The sequence below is a fragment of the Acetonema longum DSM 6540 genome, assembly GCF_000219125.1.
Lineage (GTDB): Bacteria > Bacillota > Negativicutes > Sporomusales > Acetonemataceae > Acetonema > Acetonema longum.
Genome location: NZ_AFGF01000015.1, coordinates 1 through 24,508 on the forward strand (window position 1 = coordinate 1; position 24,508 = coordinate 24,508).

Consider the following 24,508-nt stretch of genomic DNA (forward strand, 5'->3'; position numbering starts at 1 on the left):
ACACATAAACTGATACCATCAAACTAGAGGTGATAACAAATGCCCCGACCACTTAGCAGATTGCCAGATTGACGGGTATCAGTCAAAGCTTGATTGCACGGGCGTAACATGAGAACCGTCCCTGCGAGTCCCTCTCACGCAAAAAGTCCCCACTTTGGGCATTGATCCTGATTTACTGGGATTAAATTCTCCGCTGCCATATCATTCATCAGCCACTACGATATTCAAGCTTTTAATTTTCCCATTATTGAGAGTAAAGTGGAAATCCAGCGGAATGGGACTGCCATCGAAATTACCGGAAATAGTGGCAGTAACAACCGTTTCACTGTTTTTCTCTACGCAGTTGGTAATTTCAGTAATAACATTAGCGTCGCGATTCGCCTTCAAAATATGCCTGCTGACAGCCTCGGGCCCGTGATATTCTTTTCCTTCATCAACCAATATGGCATCCGCTGTGAAGCAGGCGGCGAGCAGATCATAGTCATAAACATCTGAGGCATGATAATATGCTGCAATCGGCTGTGGCAGGGGGATCGCTCTACTGTTATTGTTTATCATAATCATTATTCTCCTTTATATCGTGCGGACAATGCCGCCGTCGATTGTATGCTCGGCACCGACAATGTAAGAAGCGCGGTTGGACACCAGAAAAGCAACGAGTTTCGCGACCTCTTCCGGACGAGCGGTGCGCCCAATCGGGATGCCGCCGAGAGAGTCCATTAAAGCCTGCCGGGCGTCGCTACAATCGCATCCCCGTTCCCGGGCCATCCGCTCGATGAGTCTTTCTGCGGCCTTTGTTTCCGTGAACCCGGGTGCAACGCTGTTAACACGAATACCCTTGGGCGCAAGTTCTGTTGCGAGCGCTTTACTATAATTTGCAAGCGCGGCTTTGGCCGATGAATATGCCATGGTATTTTCTCCGGGGAATCGTCGCTGTATAGATGTGACATGAATAATAACGCCATAGCCTTGTTTAAGCATCGGCGGCAGCAACCCACGATCCAGCCGGACAGCAGCGAATAGATTAGTATCAAACGTCCGCTGCCAGTCTGCGTCAGTTTGCACAAGAACTCCGCCGGTCGGGGTAGAAGAACCTCCAACATTGTTGACGAGGATATCGAGGCCGCCAAAGCGTTCAAGTATATACTCTGCAATCTTTGTGGTGCCATCGGGTGTACTTATATCGGCCTGGATAAATAAATCTGATTCTTTTAATTCATCTGGGGTGGTTCGAGCTGTCGTGATGACCGTCGCTCCAGCTTTTGTAAGGCGTTTTACAATTGCTTCCCCCATTCCTCCCTTGGTACCGCCGGTAACCAGAACACGCTTGCCATTCAGTTCCTTGGGATCAATAATTATGTGGCTGGAATTCTCCATTCAATGAAACCTCCTATTTTAGAGTTTATTAACAACTTCAGTATATCTTTTATAATCTGACGGCAGTATGTCATGTTCTAAATAAATATTATTTCGCAAAAAAAGCACTGATTGATCAATCAGTGCTTTTACATGTTTGATTATTTTACCTCATAACATAGAGAGGCCAGCGTATCCAGAACACTGCCTATAAATTTCGCAACTTCCAAATGCGCCGGATGTGCAAGGTATGCATCCAAATCTTGCATAGATGCAAACTTCGTGATGAAAAGTACATCATAAGCGCTCTCCTCAGGACGTATGTTTTTTTCAACCTGTATGTCCAGAAGAACATCAATTTTTCCTTTCATACTGAGGAGAGCGGACTGTACCTTACTTACATCGTTATCCGGATTCTTCAGCTTTAACAGTACACTGTTTGCAATCATAAGTTATTCCCCCTACTAAAGGTTATGTTGTCCTGTTGCTCAGATTAATTATAATGAGTAAAACCTGACGACGGTACGTCAGGTTAAGCATTAATATTTATTCATCATGGCTTCGATCCGATTCTTCATCTCCAATCGCATGTCCAAAGGTTCTATTACTTCAAGGAGTGGCCCATATGAAAATAGATAATTATATATCCATTCACCGCCGGGCATAGAGGCATTGACAGTATAGGAGCCGTCTTTGTTTTTTGTAATATCTTCCTCGTCAAACTCATCATATACCCGATATGCTCCTTCGGCAGATATATTCAGGCATATATCAATCTGAGTTTTTTGCGTCTGATTATTTTCTTTTAATCCTTCAAAGTTCCTTTTTGAGAAAGGCGCTGGCGTCATCAGGATATCTGACATTCGCGTGATTTTGAAGGTTCTATATGTGTTTCTGGTTAAGCAGAAGGCTTGCAGGTACCAAGCGTTTACTTTGAAGACAAGTTTTTGCGGTTCAACTTTCCGGATGCTTTTTTCACCGGATGAGCTAAAATAATTAAATTCAATGATTCGGCGGCTTAGAATGGCTTCTTTTATCATAGTAAATTGACATGCTCTTTTTTTCTCGCTGCCCCAGGGACTGAAATCTACCTCAATCCAATTTATTCTTTTTTTATTGAACAGAGTACTCAGTTTGGCAAGAACCATATCCGTCTCTGGAGCCTGCGTTATTGACAGACTTTGCAATGCATATAATATTTCATTTTGTTCCCTTTCTGAAAGAACGGATTTATCGAGTACATAATCTTCAAGCAAAGAGATACCGCCGCCTTTTCCCTGGCTTGCATAAATTGGTATCCCTGCTGAAGACAGGATGTCAATATCCCGGTAAATTGTTCTTACCGATACCTCAAAACGTTCTGCCAGCGCTCTGGCGGTTATGGTTCTTTTACTAAGCAGAATATATATAATTTCAAAGAGCCTGTTTATCTGCATATTACCCACCTCAATTCATTATAAAATAAATAACCTGACAATAGTATGTCAAGTTATTTAGTAACTTATGGGGTAATAGGTAACTGCTGTTTCGACTTTAGGAAAGAAATTGGCAGCAGAAAAAACGAATTGCCTCAGCTGTTGCAGATGGCTCTATCAGAATTAGAGTTATTAAACAACTGCTATCTATGCTTACAATAATTTTGCAAGATAAAACAAAAGGAGCATCATTAACGGGATCTTAAAGATTAAAGGATCAAAATATACTCCGGAACAAATCATGAACCCGCTGAGTGACTTTGCTATCTTTGATAAAAAGCTTATAGCTTAAAGCCGCTGCTGATTGCTACAGAACAGAATACTAAAACAATAACCACCTGAATATCTGGCTCTTGCCACGCCAGGAATCCAGGTGGTTTTTATTGCTTGAAAACCGATTCAACCCAGTAATTCTTTTAGATCACTCCTGGCAGCACCAAATCAAGAAAGTCTATCCTTTCACTATCTTACCTATATTGCCAGCATCTGTGCTAGGCATGCTGCTTGTTTCATTTACACCCACTGTACAAAAATCAGCGAAAGCTCTTTTCAGTTGAAATTTTGCCCAAATGCGCTGTTCCTGGTCATTGGTATCCATCACGCGCCTGATAAGATCGATCATTTCTTTGAGATCAGGGTCGAATACGGCCTCGGTTGTTTGCTGCGATGGATATTCCGTAGAATTTTCGGCTATAAACTTCGCATGTTCTTCCTGGGAATTTTGCTCACCGGGGCCGGCGCCAATGCCAAACAATATCCAGTCGGCAGATATTTTGAAATAGCTGCAAGCCGATAAAACAGTGTCTAAAGATGGATTGAACTTACCCCTTTCCATTTCGCTTACATTACCCTGAGAAAGTTCAAGGACTTCAGCAAATTGTTTTTGAGTGAGTTTATAACGTATCCGAAGATACTTAAGGCGTTCTGCAATGGTTTCTTCCATTCTTTAGATCACCTCTTAAAAATAATATCTATTTTGTAGATTTTTGTCTTGAAAATATCTTAAATACAGATTATAATGGGTTCGTACATCAATCATTGTACATTTGGTATTTCCCCAAAAACTATAAAAGCCGGGCATGGGGAAGGGAGGTAAAATGAGTCAGCCCGAGCACCGAGGTGAAAGCGGCAAGGCAGAAACAAACCCCTGCCCACTAAAACCAAAAGCGAGGTGACTTCAACTCAAAGCAGCCCAGCAAGCGGCCAAGCAAGGCTGAGACTGCTGATTTCCTGCGCCCAAAAAGCAGTTTAACAAAGGCGCAAAGCAAATTAAAAGCAATTCTATTATAGCCTATCTCCATCAAAACGTAAATACAACCCACACCCAAAATCGTCTGATTCATCAGACTGTTCAATGAAAAGGAGGACACTCATGGCGACTGTACTGCAAACTACAAGGGCGGCTTCAAGCCCCCTCCACGTCACCTCTGAAATCGGCCGTCTGCGAACGGTGCTCCTGCACCGGCCAGGCGCCGAACTGGAAAACCTAACCCCCGACCTCTTGGAACGGCTGCTTTTCGACGACATTCCCTATCTGCAGCTGGCCCAGAGCGAACATGATTCTTTCGCTCAGGTGCTCACCGCAAACGGCGTCGAGGTACTGTACCTGGAGAATCTGGCGGCTGAATCCTTAACGGATGCCCACATCCGCGACAACCTGATCCGCCAGTTCATCCTGGAAGCCGGTGTAGAGAGCGACTGCATGAAAGCCGCGTTAATTGAATATTTCCGGCCGTTGTCCAACCGTGATCTCATCGACCAAATGATGGCCGGCGTGCGCCGGGACCAACTGGGCAACGTACGGGTCGATTCGCTCTATGACCGGGTGAATAACTCCTACCCGTTCCTCTGCGACCCCATGCCCAACCTCTACTTTACCCGGGACCCCTTCGCCACTATCGGCCAGGGCATTACCCTCAACCATATGCGGACTTTGACCCGCAACCGGGAAACCCTGTTTGCCCAATATATCTTCCAGTATCATCCCCGCTTCCGCCAGGCCGATATCCCCCTCTGGTTCGACCGGGAGGAGGCCACGGCCCTGGAAGGCGGCGACGAGCTGGTGCTGAGTGATCAGGTGCTGGCCATCGGTATTTCCCAGCGGACCGATTCGGGATCGGTGGAACGGGTCTGCCGGCGGCTGTTTGAGGCCGAAGCGGGATTTGAAACCGTCCTGGCTTTCCATATTCCTCAGTCCCGGGCCTTTATGCACCTGGACACGGTGTTTACCATGGTGGACCATGACAAGTTCACCATCCACTCTGCCATTGAAGGTCCTCTGACCGTCTATGAGATCACCGGCAGCCGCGACCGGGCCGGTCAGGTGCGCCTCAAAATCGAACAGCTGAACGACAAGCTGGAGGCCATCCTGGAGAAATACCTAAAGCGCCGGGTGACGCTCATCCGCTGCGGCAGCGGCGACGCCATCCATGCCCCCCGGGAACAGTGGAACGACGGGGCCAATACCCTGGCCATTGCGCCGGGGGAAGTGGTGGTGTATTCCCGCAACCATGTGACCAACCAGCTGCTGGAGAGCCATGGCATCAAACTGCACGTCATTCCCTCGTCGGAGCTGTCCCGGGGGCGGGGCGGGCCGCGCTGCATGAGCATGCCGTTGTACCGCGACGATCTGTAAAGAGAAAAAAGGGTAGAGGAGAAGTGAATATGGGATTTAACCTGCGTAACCGGAGTTTTCTGACCCTGATGGACTTTTCACCTAAGGAGATCCGCTATCTGTTGGATCTGTCCAAGGAATTGAAGCGGGCCAAAGCAGCGGGCACGGAAGAGCCGCGCCTGCGACGAAAAAATATCGTGATCCTGTTTGAAAAGGATTCCACCCGGACCCGCTGCTCCTTTGAAGTGGCCGCCCTGGACCAGGGGGCCCATGTGACCTATCTGGGGCCTACGGGCAGCCAGATGGGCAAAAAGGAATCCATTGCCGATACCGCCAGAGTGCTGGGCAGAATGTATGACGGCATCGAGTACCGGGGCTTTGACCAGGCGATAGTGGAGGAATTGGCGGCCTATTCGGGGGTGCCGGTCTGGAACGGGCTGACCGACGCCGACCATCCCACCCAGGTGCTGGCTGATTTTCTCACGGCTGCCGAGCACCTGGACAAGCCCTACGGACAGATGAAGTTTGTCTATGTGGGCGACGGCCGCAACAATGTGGCCAACGCCCTGATGATCGGAGCGGCCAAGCTGGGCATGAACTTTCGCATCGTGTCGCCCCGGGAGCTGTTCCCGGCGGAGGGGCTGGTGCAGAAGTGCCGCGATGTGGCGGCGTTGACCCGAGGGAGGATCACGATCACCGATGCGGTTGCTTCGGGGGTGGCTGATGCCGATGTGCTGTATACCGATGTCTGGGTATCCATGGGCGAGCCGGAGGAGGTATGGGAGCAGCGAATCCGTCTGTTACGGCCCTATCAGGTGAACGAGGCCATGCTGGATCTGACCGGCAATGACCAGGTGATCTTCGAGCACTGCCTGCCTGCTTTCCACGACCTGAAGACCAAGATCGGCCGGGAGATTCATGAAAAGTTTGGCCTGGAGGCCATGGAGGTCACCGACGAGGTATTTGAAGGCTCACATTCGGTGGTGTTCGACGAGGCGGAAAACCGCATGCATACCATTAAGGCCGTCATGGTGGCCACATTGGGGGAGTGAGAGCATGAGCGGGGAAAACGAGAAAAAGCTGGGCCTGGTATCCCTGACCGGCCTGGTCGTCGGATCGATGATCGGCGGCGGTGTATTCGCCCTGCCGGCGGACATGGCCAGCGGAGCGGGGGTGGCCGCGATTCTCATTGGCTGGCTCATCACCGGCACCGGCATGATCGCCCTGGCCCTGGTGTATCAGAACCTGGCCCTGCGCCAGCCCGAGCTGAACGGCGGGGTGTACAGCTACGCCAGGGCGGGGTTCGGGGACTATATCGGCTTTAATGCGGCCTGGGGCTACTGGCTGAGCGCGCTGCTCGGCAATGTGTCCTATGCGGTGATGATGTTCGGCGCACTGGGCTATTTTTTCCCGGTGTTCGGCCAGGGGAATAACCTGATATCCACCCTCTGCGCCTCGGTGCTGATCTGGACGGTGCAGGCCCTGGTGCGGCGGGGCGTGAAGGAGGCGGCCATTGTCAACGTAGTCACCACGATTGCCAAGCTGGTGCCGATCATCCTGTTTGTCATCGGCGTTACCATTGCGTTCCGGGTGGATGTGTTCACTCTGGACATTTGGGGCGAGTCCAATCTGTCCCTGGGCAGTATCGCCGACCAGGTGAAAAGCACCATGCTGGTCACCCTGTGGGTGTTCATCGGCATTGAAGGCGCGGTGGTCATCTCAGGGCGGGCCAAACACCGCCGGGATGTGGGCCGGGCCACGGTGATCGGGCTGTTGAGCACGCTGACGATTTATGGGCTGGTGTCGGTGCTGTCTCTGGGAGTGATGCGCCAGGCGGAACTGGCCGGCCTCGAGACCCCCTCGGCGGCCTATGTGCTGGAGGCGGCGGTGGGCAGCGTGGGGGCGGTGGTGATCAACGCCGGCCTGGTGGTGTCGCTGCTGGGGGCATTGCTGGGCTGGACGATTCTGGCGGCGGAGATTGCTTATGTAGCGGCCAAGGACGGGATCCTGCCGCGGGTATTCGCCGGAGAAAACAAAAGAGGTGCGCCGGCGAATTCGCTGACCCTGACCAGTATCCTGGTGCAGATCGCCCTCATTCTGACGCTGGTGGCCAGCAGCACCTATCAGGTGATCTATTCCATCGCCAGCTCGGCTATTCTGATTCCTTATTTGTTCAGCGGGCTGTATGCCGGGAAGCTGGCCGCCGGCGGTGAAACCTATGAGCCGGGTGAGGGACGCATGCGGGATCTGGGAGTGGCCATTCTGTCCAGTTTATATGCGGCCTGGCTGATTTACGCCGCGGGGCTGGAATATATCCTGCTGGTGACCATCCTGTATGCGGCGGGCATCATTGTGTTTGTGACGGGCAAGCGGGAGAGGAAGCTGAGAGTATTTGCCGGCTGGGAGAAGGTTGTGGCCCTGCTGTTTGCCGTAGGGGCGGCTGCCGCGGCAGTGATGCTGATGAAGGGCAGTCTGTAGGAGAGAGGAGAAACGAAATGAAACTGGTTGTTGCATTAGGAGGAAACGCCCTGCAGGCGGAGAAGGGACCGGCGACGGCCGAGAGTCAGCTTGAGGTGGTGAAGGAAACGGCGGGGTATCTGGCGGATTTGATCGCCAACGGCCATCAGGTGGTGATCGTCCACGGCAACGGGCCCCAGGTAGGCAGGCTGGTGCTGCAGAATGAATATGCCAGAGGCGTGACGCCGCCGATGCCGTTGGATGTGTGCGGGGCGATGAGCCAGGGGATGATCGGCTATCATATCCAGCAGGCCCTGGGGGAGGAACTGGCCAGGCGGCAGCTGGACAAGCCGGTGGTTACGGTATTGACCCAGGTGGTGGTGGACCTGGCGGATGAGGGGTTTATCAAGCCGACTAAGCCGATCGGACCGTTTTACACGGAGGAAGAGGCCGAAATACTAGCGCAGGAGCGGAACTATGTTATGATGGAGGATGCCGGGCGGGGCTACCGGCGGGTGGTGGCCTCGCCGGAGCCCAGGCGCATCGTGGAGCTGGCGACCATCCGGCAGCTGGTGGACAGCGGCCAGGTGGTTATTACCGCCGGCGGGGGCGGCATTCCGGTGGTGGAGGCGGCGGACGGGAGACTGTCCGGCGTGGCCGCCGTGATCGACAAGGACCTGGCGGCGGAGCGGCTGGCCGAGGAGCTGGGGGCGGATGCGCTGGTGATTCTGACGGCAGTGGAGCGGGTAGCTGTGAATTACGGCAAGCCGGAGCAAAGAAATCTGGAGGTGCTGACGGCGCAAGAGGCACAGCGGTATATCCAAGAGGGGCAGTTTGCGCCGGGCAGCATGCTGCCCAAGGTGAGGGCGGCGATGTTGTTTGCTTTGTCCCGGCCGGGGCGGAGGGCGGTGATCGCTTCGCTGGCTAAGGCCGGGGAGGCGGTGGAAGGGAAAAGCGGCACTCTTGTTGTGGCATAAGCGACAAGCTGCCCACGATTGCCGTGATCCCGCGTCATCGGATTGTGAATGGCATCCGGAGTGGCTACAAGGGGTGGTGATGTCGGCAGACTGCAGCGGTACGGTCGCTACGCTCCGGGTGAGGGCGGGAATGGCCGGGGCTGTGGCACGAAGGATTAGGGCTGCCGGCGACCCGGCCATACTGGGCGTGATTGCGGACAGGCATACGGTGTTGGCAGTTGTCAGGCCGGCAGAGGCAGAAAGAGTGATGGATTGGCTCCGCTGCCTTTGGGGATAAGCCGCAAGTTAATAGGGTTATGTAAAGACAAAGACGGTCGGCAGTTTCTTTTGCCGGTCGTCTTTGTTTCTGAAATCACACCATGGAATGCCGCCTGTCAAAAACTCCGGACGATTCCGGCGTTTATTTACTGATTCCGGTCCCGGCGCTCTCTTTAGGCTTCATAAGGCGGAAAAAGTATGGTATGCTGATGGATAGGATCAGTAAAGACACTAAGTCTTGTCAAATGTATTGAGGGGATACTATGGATATTCAATTATTCCGGACTTTCCTGTTAGTAGCTTCACTAAAAAACATCACCCAGGCTGCCGAGCAGTTAAATTTTACACAACCGGCAGTGACTGCCCAAATACGGATGTTAGAGGAACGGTACGGAACGACTCTATTTGAGCGCATTGGCAAAAAGCTTTATATTACCGAAGCCGGCCGCGAGCTGGTCACTCATGCGGAAAAGCTGCTGGCTGCTTTCAAGGACATTCATACTGCCATGCAGAAGTTTTCCGATTTCAACTTATCGATAAAATTGGGCGCCTCGACTACAGCGGCTAACTATTTCATTTCCCCGGCTCTGTTAGAATTTCGAAACCGGGGCGGGACCGGCTCTGTCGTTGTTGATATTTGCCCTACTCTGCCCGTAACCGTAAAAGGACTGCTGGATAACACGTTTGATATAGCCATTGCCCATGACAAAATCGACCATCCGCAAATCATGCAGTTCGACTTATCCCATGAGAAGTTGGTATGGGTCGTTGAACGTGACTTGTTTGCGAAGCATAAAGAGCAGGACATTGGCCATTATCCTTTTATCAATTACAAATCAGGCTGCGTGTACCGAAGCCTGTTGCAGAACACCTTAAAAGAAAAAGCGGTCCATACCATTATCGAGTATAGCGATGCCGAGGCCATTAAGTGTGCGGTATTAGAGGGAGTTGGCGCAAGTATCCTGCCCTATGTGCTGGTAGAGTCCTATTTAAAGGATGGCTCGCTGGTTGAATTGCCGAATGTACCCCAACTCACATTTGTCATGTCCATCGCGTTTCATAAAGACAAAATTTTAACATCCGATATGAAAACACTTCTGATGATTTTTGCCGAATATGGAAATATGGAAAGCAATCTGACCGACTATATTCGTTTAAAATCATAAAATTCTATTATGAACATAATAACAATCCGCAATTTTCTTCCCCTGTAAAGACGCGTTATGATAGTAGCAGGCATTAGGCAGCATAAGCCGCGTATAAGGGGGATCAGGATGGGAACGCTCACATTGGCAGGCTCTGGACAAAACTTTATTTTTCCTGCCAGGAAGCTATTGAATCACTTTATGAAAGCCGTCAGCGCTATGAATCATGGGGAACCCCCAATTAAAATCGCTCTTTCCACAACTGCCGTAATGGATTTATGGTCTTCGGTCATAGGGGAGTTTAACAAGCGCCATCAGGGCTTTATCCAGATCAATGTATATTCCAATCTGTCCGCTGTATTAAACGGGCTTCGGGAGAACCGTTATGAAATAGCGGTTGTGCATGAGGCCGTGAATGACCCTCGCTTCGTTCAATTTGCCATATGCAAAGTAAAGTTAGTTTGGGTCGCTCACAGCGCTTTCTTTCATGATAGCGGTTGCCTGCCGGAAGCCGCCCAATATCCGTTGCTCACATCGCAAAAAGGTTGCGTCGATTTAACGGAATACGAGGCGTATATCAAGGAACGGGCCACGAACCCCTTCGTCCGGTTTATTGATGCGGAAGCGATAAAAAGCGCGGTAATAGACGGGTTCGGAGCAGCCATGCTTTCGGAAGAACTGGTAGAAAAACAGATTGCTGACGGCTCCCTCGTCAAGCTTGAAGGACCTGAGCCGGAATTTACGATATCATTGGTGATGGTAAAACATAAAAGAGTCAGGGCAAGGCTCGGTTCCCTTTTAAATATCATCGCGGAGAAATCGACAGTTGACGACGGTTTGGGGCAGTTCCTCGCATCCATATAAAACGCGAAGGATTGCCCCATTCGAGCTAAAAAGAAAGGGCCTTAACCAAGCATATCATTACGCCTGGTTAAGGCCCTTTTGCATTAATTCAAACCGGCACGCTTATTGGTCATTTGATACCAAACACCTACCACTGCCAGCAACACACCTGATACCAGTAGAATCGAACCGATCGATACGATGTCCGCGAGGGGTCCGAAGAACAGGATAGCGATTGGCATGGAGCTGCCTGTGACGATTTGAATAAGGGAAAACACCCGCCCCATCATAGCATTTTCTACATTCTCCTGAATCAATACCGTTTGCGCGGTCGCCATAATCGGCATGAAGAAACCGGCGATTCCCATAATCAGCAGGTAGATGCTGAAATTCGCGGCAATGCCTAACAGAGCAAAAGTAACGCCGAACCCCACTAAGCAAATGGCCACTGTGCGGATTTTATCCTTAAAGTCCCCCTGCAGGGAGATAAAAACGCCGCCAATCATGGAACCAACCGTCCAAACAATTTCATGGGCGGTCAGCCGCCAGACATCATTGCCGAAACTGCGTTCTACCAATAAAGGCGTCAATACCGCCGCCGGAGTAATGAGGAAAAAGGAAACGCCAAAGCAAAGCAAAACCCGCTTCAGCAGCTTGTGGTTCAGTACATAATCGATCCCCTGACGTAACTCGGTGAAAACAGGCGCGATTTCCGCCGATCGGACAACTTTTTCAATCCGAATAAAACTAAGAACCGCAATCGCCAATGAGGCGGAGATCACATCCAGCATAAATGCCCAGAAAATCCCCAGGGACCCGAGCATAATTCCGCCCACAGCGGGCGAGAGCAGCATTAACACAGAATTCAGGGTTTGGTTGATGCCTTGCACCTTGGTTAGCTTATCCATTGGCACAATCTGCGGATACAGGGCACTGGCAGCGGGGGTTTGGATCCCTGCGCCAATGGAACGGATCAGGGAAACTGCCAGAATCAGCTCCATCCTCTGATATCCGGCCCAAAAAGCGATGGCCAGACCCAGCGTGGCCAGGGCAATGAAGCCATCCGCCAGCATAATGAGGTATTTGCGGTTATAACGATCCGCCCAGACGCCGCCCCAGAGAGAAATCAGCACCTGCGGCAATAACGAGCAGATGGTAAACAGCATGACCCATTTGCCGGATGAAGTTTGCAGCGTGATGTACCAGATGATCGAAAAACTGACAACCGATGAACCGAAAAGAGATATATTCTGGCTGATTAAAAATAACGCGATTTTCTTCCATAACTGACTATGATCCTGCACTATATTCAAGTTCATAAAATCGTCCTTTCCACATTTACCGGGAAAAGGACACAAAAAAAGACGATAGAGAACACTACCGTCTTTTACTACTGCTAATCATAATTTATGAAAAGGTTAGTAATAAAGATGTGCCTTCCCCGAAGCTAAATCATTCAGTTTATGAAAATGAGCATACCTATCCCTATAGGCAGATTTGATGGGAATCATACGGACAGTTGCCATTTTCATTCCGGCGAAAATCCACATCTTTACACACCTCCTGCAAAGAAATATAGATTATTATACCCTATTTCATTCAATAGATCAAGAAGCCAAAAGACTAGATTTGCATTGCGTCCCGATGCCAAGGACATACTATGAGGAGCGAAATGTTTACCGGAAAGGAAGATAACAGATCGTGGGAAACTACCAAAAAGTTACGCCTAAGGCGCCTGTGAATATTGCGATGCGGCATGCGTACCTGATTGGGGGAGGTATTGCCGGTTTGTCGGCGGCGGCATTCCTGATCCGGGATGCTCATATGCCCGGGAGAAATATTCATGTGTTGGAGATGTTGGAGGTTGCAGGAGGCTCAATGGATGGCGCCGGTACGGCTGAAACCGGTTATACCGCCCGGGGCGGACGTGAAATAGAGGAGCATTTTGAATGCTTTATGGAGCTTTTTGGTTTTATTCCGTCACTCAATGATCCAACCCGGAGCGTGCTGGATGAATTTCGCGAATTAAATCTGGCAGAGCCCATTGAGTCTCACTGCCGGCTGGTGAGCAACCAGGGGCAAAAGGAGGATTCTTCCAGCCTTGGTCTTTCTCACAGCAATGCCCTGGAGTTGGCAAGGCTGCACATGCTAACCGAAGAGAAGCTTGGCGCCACGACCATTGAGCAGTATTTCAGCCCCAGCTTCTTTGAAACGAATTTCTGGTACTTCTGGACCACCATGTTTGCCTTTCAGAGGTGGCACAGCGCAGCCGAAGTTAAACGGTATATGGAACGGTTCATGCACCTGATCGGCGGCATGAACCGGCTGATCGGAATTCTGCATACCGAATACAATCAATACGATTCGCTGATTTTGCCTCTGATCACCTGGCTGCAGCAGCAGGGTGTAAACTTCGAGTATGGGGCTGCTGTCACAGACATTGGGTTTAATTTTTTCGGCTACGAAAAGACAGCCACATCCATCCGTTACGTTCAAAACGGCAAAGAGGAGGTCATTCAGATAAAGGAAGATGACCTGGTGCTGTTTACCAATGGTTCAATGACCCAAAATACCGTAAGAGGCAATCTCGACCATCCCGCTGCTCTAAATCGTTCCCAGGACAGGGGATGTTTTTCTCTATGGGAGAAAATCGCCCGCAAGTCTTCCAGCTTCGGACGACCGGAAGTATTTTGCACTGATATTGACAAGACGAAATGGGTGTCCTTCACAATCACTCTCAGGGATGACGGCATCGTATTTCCCCGCCTTCTGGCCCTCACTGGCGATAAGCCGGGGATGGGCGGGCTTGTGACCATTAAAGATTCCAATTGGCTTATGAGCTGGGTGGTTCCGAAGCAGCCTCATTTCATCAATCAGCCGGATAATGTCAAAGTCCTTTGGGCGTACGCCTTGAATCTGGATGTGGAGGGAAACTATATTCAAAAATCCATTTCCCAGTGCACCGGACGGGAAATGTTTGAAGAACTGCTCTATCATATGGGGCTAAAAGATAAAATTGCTGAGATTTTGCTCCACACGGTCAATGTCATTCCCAGTATGATGCCTTATATCACCTCCCAGTTTATGCCGCGAGTTACCGGCGACCGGCCGGCGGTCATTCCCACAGGCAGTAAAAATTTTGGCTTCATTGGGCAGTTTACGGAAATTCCCCACGACTGCGTCTTTACGGTGGAATATTCCGTGCGCAGCGCCATGATAGCGGTATACGGCCTGATGGCGCTGAACAAGGTGGTAGATCCGGTATATCCCAGCCAATATGATATCCGCGTTCTGGCCAATGCGGCCAAGGCTTGCCTGAATATGGACAAGATCCCGTTACATGACATTCCTTTGGGGAAATTGCTGCAGGGTACGGAACTTGAGATGTTGCTTCTTATGTCCTAGCCTGCATTAAATTGTTCAGAAAGGTAAGGTTTGGATATAACTTTTGACAATGTAAAAAGGATTGACAAACCTGTCCCCAGTGAATAAAATATAAATACGTCAACTGACTGGAAAGACCAGAGGTGGACAGCTTTTTAAAGCTGTTCATCTTTTTTTGTTGCCTTCCATACTAAAAAATAGGGGGATTGCATTGAAAAAGTTAGCTGCCTTATTCCTGATTCTGTTTGCTGTAGCGGCCGTTGGCTGCGGTTCCACCGAAAGTCCCAACCAAGAGGAAAAAATCCTCAAAGTCGGCGTCACTTCCGGACCCCATGCGGAAATCCTGGAGCAGGTGAAAAAAGTGGCGGAACGGGACGGGCTTAAAATCCAGATCGTTGAATTCAACGACTACGTGCAGCCCAACGCGGCTCTCGATCAGGGAGATATCGACGCCAACGCCTTTCAGCACCAGCCCTTCCTGAATAATCATGTGAAAGACCGGGGCTACAAACTGGTGTCTATCGCTAAAACGGTGATCCTGCCTATGGGCATCTATTCCGACAAGGTGCAGAAAGTGGATGAGTTGAAAGACGGAGCATCCGTCGCTATCCCCAATGACCCGTCCAACGCTGGCAGGGCGCTGCTGCTCCTGGATCAGGCCGGGCTCATCAAACTGAAACCGGGAGCAGGAGCCGCGGCAACGGTTCTGGATATCGTGGAGAATCCCAAAAACCTGAAGATTAAAGAGCTGGAGGCAGCGCTGATTCCGCGGGCGATCGCGGATATGGATATCGCCGCCATCAATACCAGCTACGCAGTCAAAGCGGGACTGGTGCCTACCCGGGACGGACTGGCCCTGGAAAACGCCAGTTCACCCTATACCAATGTGTTAGTGGTCCGGGAAAAAGACAAGGATAATCCTGCGTTCCAGAAGCTGATCAAAGCATACCATTCCGAGGATGTTAAACAATATCTGTCCGGTCACTTCGACGGTTCGATCCTGGCGACCTGGTAAGGCGGTCCGGGAATACAAAATAGCAAAAGAAAAGAGCCTTGGTTGAACGATTCTGCCGATTGCGTCAATCAAGGACTTTTCTATATCATCAAGTATATTTAGTACATTTGGGGAGGGAGTAAGCTATGAAACGGATTTGGGTTGACCGGGAAAAATGTCTGGGCTGCAAATCCTGTGAACTGCAGTGTGCGATAGAGCGCGATTCTGTCAGCAGGACCCTGCTTGGTTCTGTCCGGGAAACCCCGCTGCCGGCTGCCCGGGTAGGAGTTTTCGGCACCACGGGCCGAAGCTTTCCCCTGCAGTGCCGCCACTGCCAGGATGCCGCCTGTATCAGAGCCTGCCCTGCCGGCGCTATGCGCCGGGATGAAGCGACTGAGGCGGTATTCGTTGAGCGGGAAAAATGCCGGGGGTGCTGGATGTGTGTCATGGCCTGCCCGTTTGGGGCGATTATTCCCCATAGCGCTTACAAGGTGGCGGTCAAGTGCGACGCCTGTATGCACATGGAAGAACTGGCCTGTGTCAGCGCCTGTCCCACCGGTGCGCTCAGCCAGGGTGATGCCGGAGATTTTCAAAAAGTGCTGCTGGCCAAACGGGGGCGCTTGGTGCTGTTTGCCTTGGAAAATCCCGGTGCGGGCAAAGTAGCCCTTGAATTCACAGGAAAGGATGACAAGCCATGAAAGATGTACACAAAAAATCCCTGGACGCGGCTGTCAACCAGGTGCTGCTGACCGCACACCGCAGCCGGATGCCGCTGGTCTGGGACCGGGCCGAAGCCATGCAGCCCCAGTGCGGTTTTGGCCGGCTGTCTATCTGCTGTACCGACTGTCAGGAGGGACCTTGCCGAACGAATCCCTTTGGGGCGGAAACTCAGCAAACCGTATGCGGCCGGGATCAATACGACCTGGCAGCCGGGAGCTTCCTGCGCAAGGCCGCGGACGGCGCTCTGGCGCTGACCAAACTGGCGGCCCAGGCGGGGCAAAGCTTCAGTGAACAGGCCGTCCGGGACCTGGCGATATCGAACGATGAAATGCTGGCCTTCGAGTCTGCCGGGCTGCGGCTGGCTGCCATCGGGCGCCATACGAATGCGGCGCTGGGAGCCATCTGTCAAAGCCGCCGGACGGCGGGTGACACCGGACTGCCTGATGTTGTCGGCGTGAATATAGGCGTCCTGCACTCTGATTCGGTGAACATTGTGCTCCACGGACATGTGGACGGAACCTTCGCCGCAGGGCTCCGGGCCGCTGCCCTGGACGGGGGTGTCCCCGTCAGTTTCAGCGGTATGTGCGGCAATGAGCTCAACGGCGGTCTGAGATTGCCGCTGTTGACCAACTATGATTCCCAGGAAGCGCCGCTGTTAACCGGCCTGGTTGATTTGCTGGTCATCGGCGAACAATGCGTCATGCCGGCTGTCATTAAACTGGCCGGCAGCCGGGGAATCCCGGTGGTAAGGGCGGCAGATGCTTCATTGACGGCGGATTATGCCGGGGCTGTCCGCACGGCCCGTCAGTCCTTCCAGCGCAGATCCGGCTTGGAAACAGCCGCTCCGGCGGTCAGAAGCGCCGCCTGCATAGGATTTACCATTGATAATAGCACCGATCTGTTCCGGAGCGTAACTGAACAGTTCCGTCTTGGAAACCTGCGTGGTGTCGTGTATCTGGGTGGCTGCGGCACAGTGGCGAATACCCAGGATGCCCGGCCGGTCAGCCTGGCTGCCGCCCTGGTCGATGCGGGCTATTTGGTGATAACCGCCGGCTGTGCCGGAACCGCCCTGGCGAAGGCGGGAATGTGCCGCCCCGGCTGGGACAACGGCAGCTATGCGCTGCGCCGTGTTCTGCCACCTGATACGCCGCCGGTGCTGCACATCGGCTCCTGCCATGATGCCGGTGAACTGCTTCGGATCGCCGCGGTGCTGCGGCAGGAAAATCTGCCAGTCTATGGGGTTTTCCCGGAGATAAACCATAATAAAGTTCTGGCAACAGCCGCCGGATTTGCCGCAGCCGGCCTTCCCGCCTGGCTGGGATTTGACGTTATCCCGGACAATCTTGGCCGGGATAACGGTCTTTTGCCGTTACCGGACACTGTGACGCTGCTGCAGGCTCTGGACCGGGGAACCGGCCAATGAGCCAGGGGAAGACGAAACCCGTGTGTGTGATCATCGGCCAAGGCGCGGCCGGCGCGGCGGCGGCCAATGAATTAAAACGGCTGGATAGTGATTCAGCCGTCATGATTGTCAGTAATGAACGAGAAGGTTTTTACAGCCGGATTGACTTGCCTGATATCATCGGCGGGAGGCGCGAGGCTCGGGAGGCGCTGCTGCAGAGGCCCGGTCAGTTTCAGGAAAAGGGCATTGATTGCGTGGCCGGCGAGCCAGCGGTACGGATCTGCCCGGGTGACCGCAGTGTTGAATTGTCCTCCGGCCGGCGGCTGCATTACGACAGGCTGCTGCTGGCTACCGGCGCCCGTCCGGTTGTTCCCCGGCTGCCGGGCATGAACGCGGACGGGGTATTCGCCCTATGGACTTTGGCCCAGGCCGAGGCGATTTCCCAGGCTGCCACCGCAGCCAGGGCCGCCGTTGTGATCGGAGCGGGGCTGATCGGTCTGAAAACCGCGCTGGCCCTCCGCAAGCGGGGGCTGCGCGTGACTGTCGTCGAACGTATGGACCGGGTGCTGCCGCAGCAGCTCGATGCCGCGGCAGCGGCGATCCTGGAAGCGGCCGTCAGGGCCGGAGGCGTGGAACTGCTCACCTCTGTTCAGGTAAACGCGGTGGAAACCAGCGGCGGCAGGGTGACAGGCATCAGAACCGGTTCACGGCAACTGCCTTGCGAACTGGTAATCTGCGCTGCCGGCGTCAAGCCGGAGACCGCTCTTGCTGAGACAGCAGACCTGGCGCTGGGAGCCGGCATTGTCACCGATGCCTGTCTCAGGACGTCGCAGGACGATGTTTATGCCGCAGGGGATGCCGCGGAAGTAGCGGATATCCGGGGCCAGCGGACGACATCGGCCGGCTGGCCGGCTGCGGTGGAACAGGGGATCATCGCTGCCCGCAACATGGCAGGCGGTCAGGAGCAGTATGCCGGCTATGTAGCCGCCAACAGCGTGGAAATCGCCGGAGTGCCGCTGGTGTCAGCGGGCTATATGCAGAATGGCTCTGAGGCTGAAATCCTGGTTCAGCAGGACGGAAACGCATACCGCAGGCTGATAGTGAAAAACAATCGGCTCCAGGGGTTTGTGCTGATGGGGGATATCCGTCAGTCGGGAGTGCTGGCCGGCGTCCTTGCCCGCCAGGATGTCCTCCGGCCGGGCAAGGCTTTGGATTATATTGAACTGCTGGCATTGTGAGGAGGGATGTTATGCGCATTGATAAAAACAAATGCGCCGGCTGCGGCCAGTGCACTGAGTTCTGCACCTTGGGCAATATTGCGGCCAGGCGGCGTGATCCCCACACGGGGAAATTATATTACGAGATTGACGAAGACGAATGCGTGGACTGCGGGGTCTGTCTGAGGGCGGCGGTCTGCTCCGCCGGAGCCCTGTTTATGCCGCAGTACGAATGGCCCCGCACCGTACGTTCCGCCTTCAGCGATCCGACAGTCGAGCACCGGGAGACCAAGGTGCCGGGGCGGGGGACGGAAGAGATCAAAACCAATGAAGTGACCGGACGGATCAGACGCGGCTTTGCGGGCATTTCCTGCGAAATGGGACGCCCCAGTGTCGGCGCCCGGTTCCGGGATATCGAGAAAGTGGCTGTCGCCCTGGCCGGACTGGGGGTGGAATTTGAGCCGAATAATCCCTGCACCCGGCTGATGGCTGACCCCCACACCGGTATTTATAAAGAAGAGGTCAGAAACGAGAAGGTTCTTTCCGCGATTATCGAAATGATCGTTCCCATAGAAAAGACGGCCGAAATCCTGGCCGCCATCCGCCGGGTGTCCGGCGAGGTCGACTGTGTATTCTGCGTCGACCTGATCACCGTGCTGGAAGAGGACAATACAGTGCCGACCCTGCCGATTCTGCGGGAGCTGAACTGGCCGTTCCGGCCCAACGGAAAAATGAATACCGGTCTGGGCAGGCCGCTGGCCAAGGAGGGGTAAGCCATGTCTCATACATTGCACCGACAGGGTACGCCGGAAAACCTGGCCCATGATTTTCCCATGCACGCCATGCCGGCCCGGGGCTTTAATCATGAGGACGCCAGGCCCAAGCTGCAGAAGTTTTTGCAGATCGCTCACGGACACAATCCGGTGAATCTGGGCGATGTCAAGCTCGGCAACCAATATGTGACGGATTACGGGGAATTGTATGACAAGCTGACGATCAGCAGCACCCATGCTGTCCTGGCCAATGAGGAAGACCTGACGGCGCTGCTGGCGGAGGTGAAGCAGGTCGAGCTGGGCATGTCGCTCACGATTTCCGGCCTGTTTGAAAAACTCTTTGCCTGCTGCGCCCGGGCGGGGGTCCAGCCGCACGCTGTGGAACATTCCCTGGGGGTGCTGGGCCAAACGGACAAGATGCCGGAAGAGGAGATCTCCCAGGTGACCACGATGTGCGGGCACGGCATGGTAGCGCAGGGCCTGGTGCGCCGGCTGGTCCGCCAGGTGAAAAAAGGGAAGATGACACCTCAGGAAGCGGGTATCGAACTGGCAAAACCATGCCGCTGCGGGATCTTCAACCCGGCCCGGGCAGCGGCGCTGATTGACGAGTACTGCGCCTTGTTTAGCGTTACGGTGAAATAAAATGGTGCTATAATACGCAAATAGAAGAATGTATCAACATGCTGCATAAGAAAGAATGCCCGGAACTTCAGGGTTCCGGGCATTGTTGCTATTCCAGCTTTATCCCTATGTCCTTTAAGATCGTTTGGGTGATCGTTATTTTACTGACACATAGACATTACCATCGATATAAAATCTCCAGGGATAATCCCTGGCCTCCCCGGCATAATCAATGCCTATCCGTTTAGAAGATACTACCTGAAATGTTTCGTTTTCGCCTTCTTCTACATACAGCTTATTACTGCATAAATCTTCCCCGTTTAAACTTTTATCAATGAGTAACGCTCTGCATAATTTCCCCGGGCCATTTGTTAAGTTCTTTATTTGGCTTTTACTTAACTGATGATATGCCGTCTTAAACCTATTTTGCGCTATGAAATCAAAGCCGCCCATTGGCTCACCAGCCCTTAGCAGAACGGCTTGAGGCGTTCCTGCTTCCCGCGTAACAATATTAAAGCAATGGTACATGCCGTAAACAAGAAATATGTAAGAAAACCCTGGCCCGCCATACATCACTTCCACCCTCGGCGTTCTTCTTCCCCCAAAGGAATGGGCGGCTTTATCGCTGACGCCCATGTATGCTTCCGCTTCAACAATTTTTACAGAGAGCTTCTGTCCGTCTATTTCGCGCACCAGTATCTTACCTAAAAGTTCTTGCGCAACGATCAGGGAATCCCGGTTATAGAATTCTCGATCTAATTTTTTCATGCTGCAATGCTCCTTTAAATAGAAAACTCCTGCCAATCGATCTGGCAGGAGCCTTCTTCATTCTCACCATCACCAATGATGGCATAGTTTTCCCTTACTCATCTTACGGCATACTCGAGTCTGTATAAAGCACCTTTTTTCCTACCGCCGGGCCGAATCTGAAAACCTGGGATACACGTTTCATTTTACTGAATTTGAAAATATACCCGCATTTTATCGAAAGAGCGTTTTTTATGATGATACATTAATCGTTCCATAGCTGCAGGATTTCTTTCCTTAACATATTGGAGCATTTGCTGATGCTCTTTGTGTGAATCCTGGAGGATCTCGGGAAAAATCTGAAAAACCATCCGCATTCTTTTTTCTGATTCCATTAAATCACTGATAGTTTGAATTAGAAGCTGATTGCCGCTTGCCTCAATAATAAGACGATGAAACGCTTTATTAAGCTCACCGTATCTTTGTATATCGTTGTCGGCCAGCGCCTGGCTGGCTTCGGCATACTTCTCCTCCAGCTTCTGAATTAGGCTGTCGTCAGCATTTTGCACCGCAAGTTCCGCGGCAAAAGTCTCCAAGCATTCACGCATTTCCAGCATGTCCTTAATATTTTGGGGTGAAAAGCTTGCCACCCGTGAACCGACATGCGGAATGGTCTCCACCAGTCCCTCCGCTCGCAATTCCTTTAAGGCCTCCCGTACGGGAATATCACTGAGTCCATATTCTGTTGCAATTTGCTTAATCACTAAATGACTGCCCGGGGGAAACTCTCCCTCCAGAATCTTTCGCTTAATTTCATTATAAATTGAAGCAGATTTGGTTATTGGCGCAATCGACATTACATTCCACACCTCAAAACTATTCCTCAGCTGTTGGGTCCCATTATAACGATTGTTTCAAACTCGATATTCTATATCCTATATAGGATATAACATGCTACAAATATTGTCAATATTGAAGGACTAGGTTCTGCATCAGTGGAAATTCTGCCGATTACTTATTTAGCGAACCGAATGCAGGGGAGCAAGCCCCTGCAGCACTCTCGCGACCTCCTCTGCAGCTATCAAACCGGCCCGCTCGGAAGCTTCCAGCGTGCTGGCGCCGATGTGGGGCGTCAGAATTACATTGGACAACCCGAATAAACAACTCCGTTCAAGCGGCTCGCTAATAAAGGCATCCAGCCCGGCTCCGGCAAGCCTGCCGCACCGCAGAGCATCGCTCAAATCTTCTTCAACTACCAAATCCCCTCTCGCCGTATTGATCAGGAAAGCCGTCGGCTTCATAAGCGCCAGCGTCTGCCGGTTGATCATGCTGACCGTTTCCGGCAGCGCCGGCGCGTGCAGCGATAAAAAGTCGGCCTGGGCCAAAACCTGCTCCAGCGGCAGGTAGACAACGCCGCAAGCTTCCGTCAGTTCCAGGCGGGGATATATATCATAGGCAATAATCTTCATATCAAACGATTGGGCCCGCTTCATTACTTCCCGTCCGACATTGCCCGTTCCCACAATACCAAGCGTCTTGCCTCCCAGCTCCCCGCCTATGCTTTTCTCCCATACTCCTGTATGCAGCTTGCCGCTCAACCGGGGAATGGAGCGTACCAGAGCGAGCATTAACCCCAGCGTTAGGTCAGCTACCGACTTGCTGTTGGCGCCCGGCGTATTGGTTACCGCAACTCCATGCCGGTGCGCTGCCGTCAGGTCAATCGTATTATACCCCACCCCGCTGCGGGCGATAATTCTCAATTCAGGGACACTGGCGGTAATAACGGAATCAGTTATTTCGTCGTTGCCGGCCACAATAGCGGCGCAACCCGGCAGCAATGCCAGCAGTTCTTTTTCCTTAAGCGCCCGTTCCACCTGGCTCAAGACAAGCTCGCAGCCGCTTTCTTGCAAAAACTTTACCGCCGCCTCTGACCGCCGGAAAGACAGGGCGGAAACTAAAACCTTTTTGTTCATGCTATGCACTCCCCTGCAAAAAACCCCACAACTCGCGAAAGTTTGTGGGGTTTTTGCCAATTGTTTATAAAGCTTCGATGATTTTAAGGGCCTGCTCTTTTATATCCTGATAGATGCTGTTGCCATGCGAGTCCATTGTCACCGCCAACGGACCAAACCTTTCCGCATGCAGCACCCAAAGCGCCTCCGGCATGCCCTTCTCCAGCCAGAACCCGCCCTCTACCTTGTTCACAGCGGCGGCCAGCTTGACCGCGCAGCCGGGAGCAGCCTGCAGATAGACTTGTTTATACTTCTTAAAGGCCTTGATGCTGCCTTCGCGCATGCCGCCTTTACCGATGACGGCTTTGACGCCAAGCTGCCCTACCATTTCCGCATATGGCTCCATGCGCATGCTGGTCGTTGGACCGATGACAATTAATTCCCAGTCCTCATCAATCTTTTTAACAACGGGTCCTGCATGAAAAATAGCGCTTCCGGTAAAGTCAACTGGCAGGGCTTTGCCGGCTTCGAGGCTTTTCTTGATTTCCAGATGTCCCATATCGCGTGAGGTGAAGATGACACCAGTCAAATATACGGTATCACCGTTTTTCAACGTTTCAACATCCTGATCTGACAACGGTAATGTTAATTCGTAAACAGCCACGGCTAGGCCTCCTTCCCAAACAGATATTCACGGCGCCCGTCCCGGTACAAGCGAACGCCAAACCGCCGGGCCACCCAGCAGTGAAAATTGATCGCGACCGGACAAATGGCCGTATGAGTGGCCGCCATGCCGATTTTTACCGCCAGACAGGTCGTGCTGCCGCCAATACCGGCAGGCCCCACGCCAAGCTTATTGATGGTTTCCAGCAGTTCCTGCTCCAGCTGCTTCAGCTGTGGATCAGGGTTCTCATCCCGCCAGTCCCGCGTACTGATCGCTTCCCGGCTCAGTTTGGCTGCCACGTCCATCTGGCCACCGATACCGATGCCGATTGCAGAAGGGGGGCAGGGCATGCCGCCGGCATTAACCACCGTCTCATATACCAGCTTCTTCAATCCTTTTAAGTCACTGCCCAGTTGAGCCGTTGTCATGGTTTTGTAGATATTGCCCAGTTCAGCGCCGCACCCTTTAAAACTGACAATCAATTCGATGTATTCCTGACCGGGGATATACTGGTATTCAATGTTGGGAACACCATCACCCGAGTTGTTTCCCGGGTTCGACCGGTTCAGCGAATGCACGATGCTGGGCCGGGCGTAACCGTTGCCGGTTGCTTCCACCATTGCCTTCGGCAGGTATTTTCGCAAAAGTTCAACACCTTCAGTACTGCCGAACCGGATATACACCGTCGGAAAGCCCGGCGACTGACAAACAGGCTTAGTCTGCTCGTCCGCCATAGCCACATTTTCCAGCATAGCAGAAAGCATAGCCCTGGCCCCGGCGCTTTCTTCCTTTGCCAATGCCTCTTTCATAATTTCAAGACTGTCTTCCGATACATGGGTGCAGCTTCTTTTAATCCATTCGTAGACTTCTTCATAAGTTATAGTAAAAGCTCCCATTATTCTTACCTCC

General features: G+C 52.4%; 25 protein-coding genes. 14 read left to right on the top strand and 11 right to left on the bottom strand.

Features of this window, described 5'->3' with window-relative positions; translation table 11 throughout:
* Nucleotides 1-201 precede the first annotated feature (201 nt).
* The 5 genes from ALO_RS01280 to ALO_RS20635 form a co-directional block, all read right to left on the bottom strand.
* Complete coding sequence (locus tag ALO_RS01280; RefSeq protein ID WP_004092013.1) at nt 202-558, bottom strand: nuclear transport factor 2 family protein; 357 nt, start codon at nt 556-558, stop codon at nt 202-204.
* A gap of 15 nt (nt 559-573) precedes the next feature.
* On the bottom strand, nt 574-1,377 hold the full coding sequence (locus tag ALO_RS01285) for an SDR family oxidoreductase (RefSeq protein ID WP_004092016.1): 804 nt from the start codon (nt 1,375-1,377) through the stop codon (nt 574-576).
* A gap of 140 nt (nt 1,378-1,517) precedes the next feature.
* On the bottom strand, nt 1,518-1,805 hold the full coding sequence (locus ALO_RS01290; protein WP_004092017.1) for a Dabb family protein: 288 nt from the start codon (nt 1,803-1,805) through the stop codon (nt 1,518-1,520).
* A gap of 90 nt (nt 1,806-1,895) precedes the next feature.
* On the bottom strand, nt 1,896-2,792 hold the full coding sequence (locus ALO_RS01295) for a helix-turn-helix transcriptional regulator (protein WP_004092019.1): 897 nt from the start codon (nt 2,790-2,792) through the stop codon (nt 1,896-1,898).
* 490 nt (nt 2,793-3,282) lie between these two features.
* Nucleotides 3,283-3,774 (bottom strand): helix-turn-helix transcriptional regulator, encoded by a 492-nt coding sequence (locus tag ALO_RS20635; protein WP_004092021.1) that lies wholly within the window; start codon nt 3,772-3,774, stop codon nt 3,283-3,285.
* 429 nt (nt 3,775-4,203) lie between these two features.
* Between ALO_RS20635 and arcA the strand changes: the two genes are divergently transcribed.
* From arcA to ALO_RS01335, 7 genes are all read left to right on the top strand, one after another.
* Nucleotides 4,204-5,466 carry an arginine deiminase gene (gene arcA, locus ALO_RS01305; protein ID WP_004092023.1) on the top strand — a complete coding sequence of 421 codons (1,263 nt, stop codon included), beginning with the start codon at nt 4,204-4,206 and terminating at the stop codon, nt 5,464-5,466.
* Between the two features lie 29 nt (nt 5,467-5,495).
* Entirely contained in the window at nt 5,496-6,497 is a 1,002-nt protein-coding gene (gene argF / locus ALO_RS01310) for an ornithine carbamoyltransferase (protein WP_004092025.1), read from the top strand.
* A 4-nt stretch (nt 6,498-6,501) separates the two neighbouring features.
* Nucleotides 6,502-7,923, top strand: coding sequence for an arginine-ornithine antiporter (gene arcD / locus ALO_RS01315; RefSeq protein ID WP_004092026.1), 1,422 nt, complete (start codon nt 6,502-6,504; stop codon nt 7,921-7,923).
* Between the two features lie 17 nt (nt 7,924-7,940).
* The gene (gene arcC / locus ALO_RS01320) at nt 7,941-8,879 is read left to right on the top strand and encodes a carbamate kinase (protein WP_004092029.1); all 939 of its coding nucleotides are present in this window, start codon (nt 7,941-7,943) and stop codon (nt 8,877-8,879) included.
* Between the two features lie 79 nt (nt 8,880-8,958).
* Nucleotides 8,959-9,156: an arginine repressor gene (locus tag ALO_RS01325; protein WP_004092031.1), complete on the top strand. Its 198-nt coding sequence runs from the start codon at nt 8,959-8,961 to the stop codon at nt 9,154-9,156.
* A 244-nt stretch (nt 9,157-9,400) separates the two neighbouring features.
* Entirely contained in the window at nt 9,401-10,303 is a 903-nt protein-coding gene (locus tag ALO_RS01330) for a LysR family transcriptional regulator (protein WP_004092034.1), read from the top strand.
* A gap of 108 nt (nt 10,304-10,411) precedes the next feature.
* Nucleotides 10,412-11,146: a substrate-binding domain-containing protein gene (locus ALO_RS01335; RefSeq protein ID WP_004092036.1), complete on the top strand. Its 735-nt coding sequence runs from the start codon at nt 10,412-10,414 to the stop codon at nt 11,144-11,146.
* Between the two features lie 83 nt (nt 11,147-11,229).
* Here the strand turns inward: ALO_RS01335 and ALO_RS01340 are convergent, their stop codons facing one another.
* Complete coding sequence (locus ALO_RS01340; RefSeq protein ID WP_004092038.1) at nt 11,230-12,444, bottom strand: MFS transporter; 1,215 nt, start codon at nt 12,442-12,444, stop codon at nt 11,230-11,232.
* 382 nt (nt 12,445-12,826) lie between these two features.
* Here ALO_RS01340 and ALO_RS01345 point away from each other — a divergent pair, with 382 nt between their 5' ends.
* The 7 genes from ALO_RS01345 (at nt 12,827) to ALO_RS01375 (ending at nt 20,257) form a co-directional block, all read left to right on the top strand.
* Nucleotides 12,827-14,530 (top strand): oleate hydratase, encoded by a 1,704-nt coding sequence (locus ALO_RS01345; protein ID WP_004092042.1) that lies wholly within the window; start codon nt 12,827-12,829, stop codon nt 14,528-14,530.
* A 190-nt stretch (nt 14,531-14,720) separates the two neighbouring features.
* A complete protein-coding gene (locus tag ALO_RS01350) occupies nt 14,721-15,524 on the top strand; it encodes a MetQ/NlpA family ABC transporter substrate-binding protein (protein ID WP_004092043.1) in 804 nt (267 codons plus the stop codon).
* A 125-nt stretch (nt 15,525-15,649) separates the two neighbouring features.
* A complete protein-coding gene (locus ALO_RS01355; protein WP_004092044.1) occupies nt 15,650-16,201 on the top strand; it encodes a 4Fe-4S dicluster domain-containing protein in 552 nt (183 codons plus the stop codon).
* Nucleotides 16,198-17,646, top strand: a complete 1,449-nt coding sequence (locus ALO_RS01360) for an anaerobic carbon-monoxide dehydrogenase catalytic subunit (RefSeq protein ID WP_004092045.1) — start codon at nt 16,198-16,200, stop codon at nt 17,644-17,646. Before ALO_RS01355 ends, ALO_RS01360 begins: the two co-directional genes overlap by 4 nt.
* Nucleotides 17,643-18,863 carry an NAD(P)/FAD-dependent oxidoreductase gene (locus ALO_RS01365; RefSeq protein WP_004092046.1) on the top strand — a complete coding sequence of 407 codons (1,221 nt, stop codon included), beginning with the start codon at nt 17,643-17,645 and terminating at the stop codon, nt 18,861-18,863. The genes ALO_RS01360 and ALO_RS01365 overlap by 4 nt, the downstream gene beginning before the upstream one ends.
* Nucleotides 18,864-18,874: 11 nt before the next feature.
* Nucleotides 18,875-19,615, top strand: coding sequence for a 4Fe-4S dicluster domain-containing protein (locus ALO_RS01370; RefSeq protein ID WP_004092047.1), 741 nt, complete (start codon nt 18,875-18,877; stop codon nt 19,613-19,615).
* 3 nt (nt 19,616-19,618) lie between these two features.
* A complete protein-coding gene (locus ALO_RS01375) occupies nt 19,619-20,257 on the top strand; it encodes a hypothetical protein (protein WP_004092048.1) in 639 nt (212 codons plus the stop codon).
* Between the two features lie 135 nt (nt 20,258-20,392).
* Here ALO_RS01375 and ALO_RS01380 read toward each other — a convergent pair whose 3' ends face one another.
* The 5 genes from ALO_RS01380 to ALO_RS01400 all read right to left on the bottom strand — a co-directional run bounded on the left by ALO_RS01380 (nt 20,393) and on the right by ALO_RS01400 (nt 24,495).
* The gene (locus ALO_RS01380; RefSeq protein WP_004092049.1) at nt 20,393-21,004 is read right to left on the bottom strand and encodes a DNA-3-methyladenine glycosylase; all 612 of its coding nucleotides are present in this window, start codon (nt 21,002-21,004) and stop codon (nt 20,393-20,395) included.
* Nucleotides 21,005-21,189: 185 nt separating this feature from the next.
* A complete protein-coding gene (locus ALO_RS01385) occupies nt 21,190-21,840 on the bottom strand; it encodes a GntR family transcriptional regulator (protein WP_004092050.1) in 651 nt (216 codons plus the stop codon).
* Nucleotides 21,841-22,002: 162 nt separating this feature from the next.
* On the bottom strand, nt 22,003-22,956 hold the full coding sequence (locus ALO_RS01390) for a phosphoglycerate dehydrogenase (protein WP_004092051.1): 954 nt from the start codon (nt 22,954-22,956) through the stop codon (nt 22,003-22,005).
* Nucleotides 22,957-23,020: 64 nt separating this feature from the next.
* Nucleotides 23,021-23,599, bottom strand: coding sequence for a FumA C-terminus/TtdB family hydratase beta subunit (locus ALO_RS01395; protein ID WP_004092053.1), 579 nt, complete (start codon nt 23,597-23,599; stop codon nt 23,021-23,023).
* 2 nt (nt 23,600-23,601) lie between these two features.
* Entirely contained in the window at nt 23,602-24,495 is an 894-nt protein-coding gene (locus ALO_RS01400; RefSeq protein ID WP_004092055.1) for a fumarate hydratase, read from the bottom strand.
* Nucleotides 24,496-24,508: the final 13 nt, after the last annotated feature.

Coding starts and splice junctions, on each gene's coding strand:
- ALO_RS01280 (WP_004092013.1), bottom strand. CDS start 558: ATGATAAACAATAACAGTAGAGCGATCCCCCTGCCACAGCCGATTGCA.
- ALO_RS01285 (WP_004092016.1), bottom strand. CDS start 1,377: ATGGAGAATTCCAGCCACATAATTATTGATCCCAAGGAACTGAATGGC.
- ALO_RS01290 (WP_004092017.1), bottom strand. CDS start 1,805: ATGATTGCAAACAGTGTACTGTTAAAGCTGAAGAATCCGGATAACGAT.
- ALO_RS01295 (WP_004092019.1), bottom strand. CDS start 2,792: ATGCAGATAAACAGGCTCTTTGAAATTATATATATTCTGCTTAGTAAA.
- ALO_RS20635 (WP_004092021.1), bottom strand. CDS start 3,774: ATGGAAGAAACCATTGCAGAACGCCTTAAGTATCTTCGGATACGTTAT.
- arcA (WP_004092023.1), top strand. CDS start 4,204: ATGGCGACTGTACTGCAAACTACAAGGGCGGCTTCAAGCCCCCTCCAC.
- argF (WP_004092025.1), top strand. CDS start 5,496: ATGGGATTTAACCTGCGTAACCGGAGTTTTCTGACCCTGATGGACTTT.
- arcD (WP_004092026.1), top strand. CDS start 6,502: ATGAGCGGGGAAAACGAGAAAAAGCTGGGCCTGGTATCCCTGACCGGC.
- arcC (WP_004092029.1), top strand. CDS start 7,941: ATGAAACTGGTTGTTGCATTAGGAGGAAACGCCCTGCAGGCGGAGAAG.
- ALO_RS01325 (WP_004092031.1), top strand. CDS start 8,959: ATGTCGGCAGACTGCAGCGGTACGGTCGCTACGCTCCGGGTGAGGGCG.
- ALO_RS01330 (WP_004092034.1), top strand. CDS start 9,401: ATGGATATTCAATTATTCCGGACTTTCCTGTTAGTAGCTTCACTAAAA.
- ALO_RS01335 (WP_004092036.1), top strand. CDS start 10,412: ATGGGAACGCTCACATTGGCAGGCTCTGGACAAAACTTTATTTTTCCT.
- ALO_RS01340 (WP_004092038.1), bottom strand. CDS start 12,444: ATGAACTTGAATATAGTGCAGGATCATAGTCAGTTATGGAAGAAAATC.
- ALO_RS01355 (WP_004092044.1), top strand. CDS start 15,650: ATGAAACGGATTTGGGTTGACCGGGAAAAATGTCTGGGCTGCAAATCC.
- ALO_RS01360 (WP_004092045.1), top strand. CDS start 16,198: ATGAAAGATGTACACAAAAAATCCCTGGACGCGGCTGTCAACCAGGTG.
- ALO_RS01365 (WP_004092046.1), top strand. CDS start 17,643: ATGAGCCAGGGGAAGACGAAACCCGTGTGTGTGATCATCGGCCAAGGC.
- ALO_RS01370 (WP_004092047.1), top strand. CDS start 18,875: ATGCGCATTGATAAAAACAAATGCGCCGGCTGCGGCCAGTGCACTGAG.
- ALO_RS01375 (WP_004092048.1), top strand. CDS start 19,619: ATGTCTCATACATTGCACCGACAGGGTACGCCGGAAAACCTGGCCCAT.
- ALO_RS01380 (WP_004092049.1), bottom strand. CDS start 21,004: ATGAAAAAATTAGATCGAGAATTCTATAACCGGGATTCCCTGATCGTT.
- ALO_RS01385 (WP_004092050.1), bottom strand. CDS start 21,840: ATGTCGATTGCGCCAATAACCAAATCTGCTTCAATTTATAATGAAATT.
- ALO_RS01390 (WP_004092051.1), bottom strand. CDS start 22,956: ATGAACAAAAAGGTTTTAGTTTCCGCCCTGTCTTTCCGGCGGTCAGAG.
- ALO_RS01400 (WP_004092055.1), bottom strand. CDS start 24,495: ATGGGAGCTTTTACTATAACTTATGAAGAAGTCTACGAATGGATTAAA.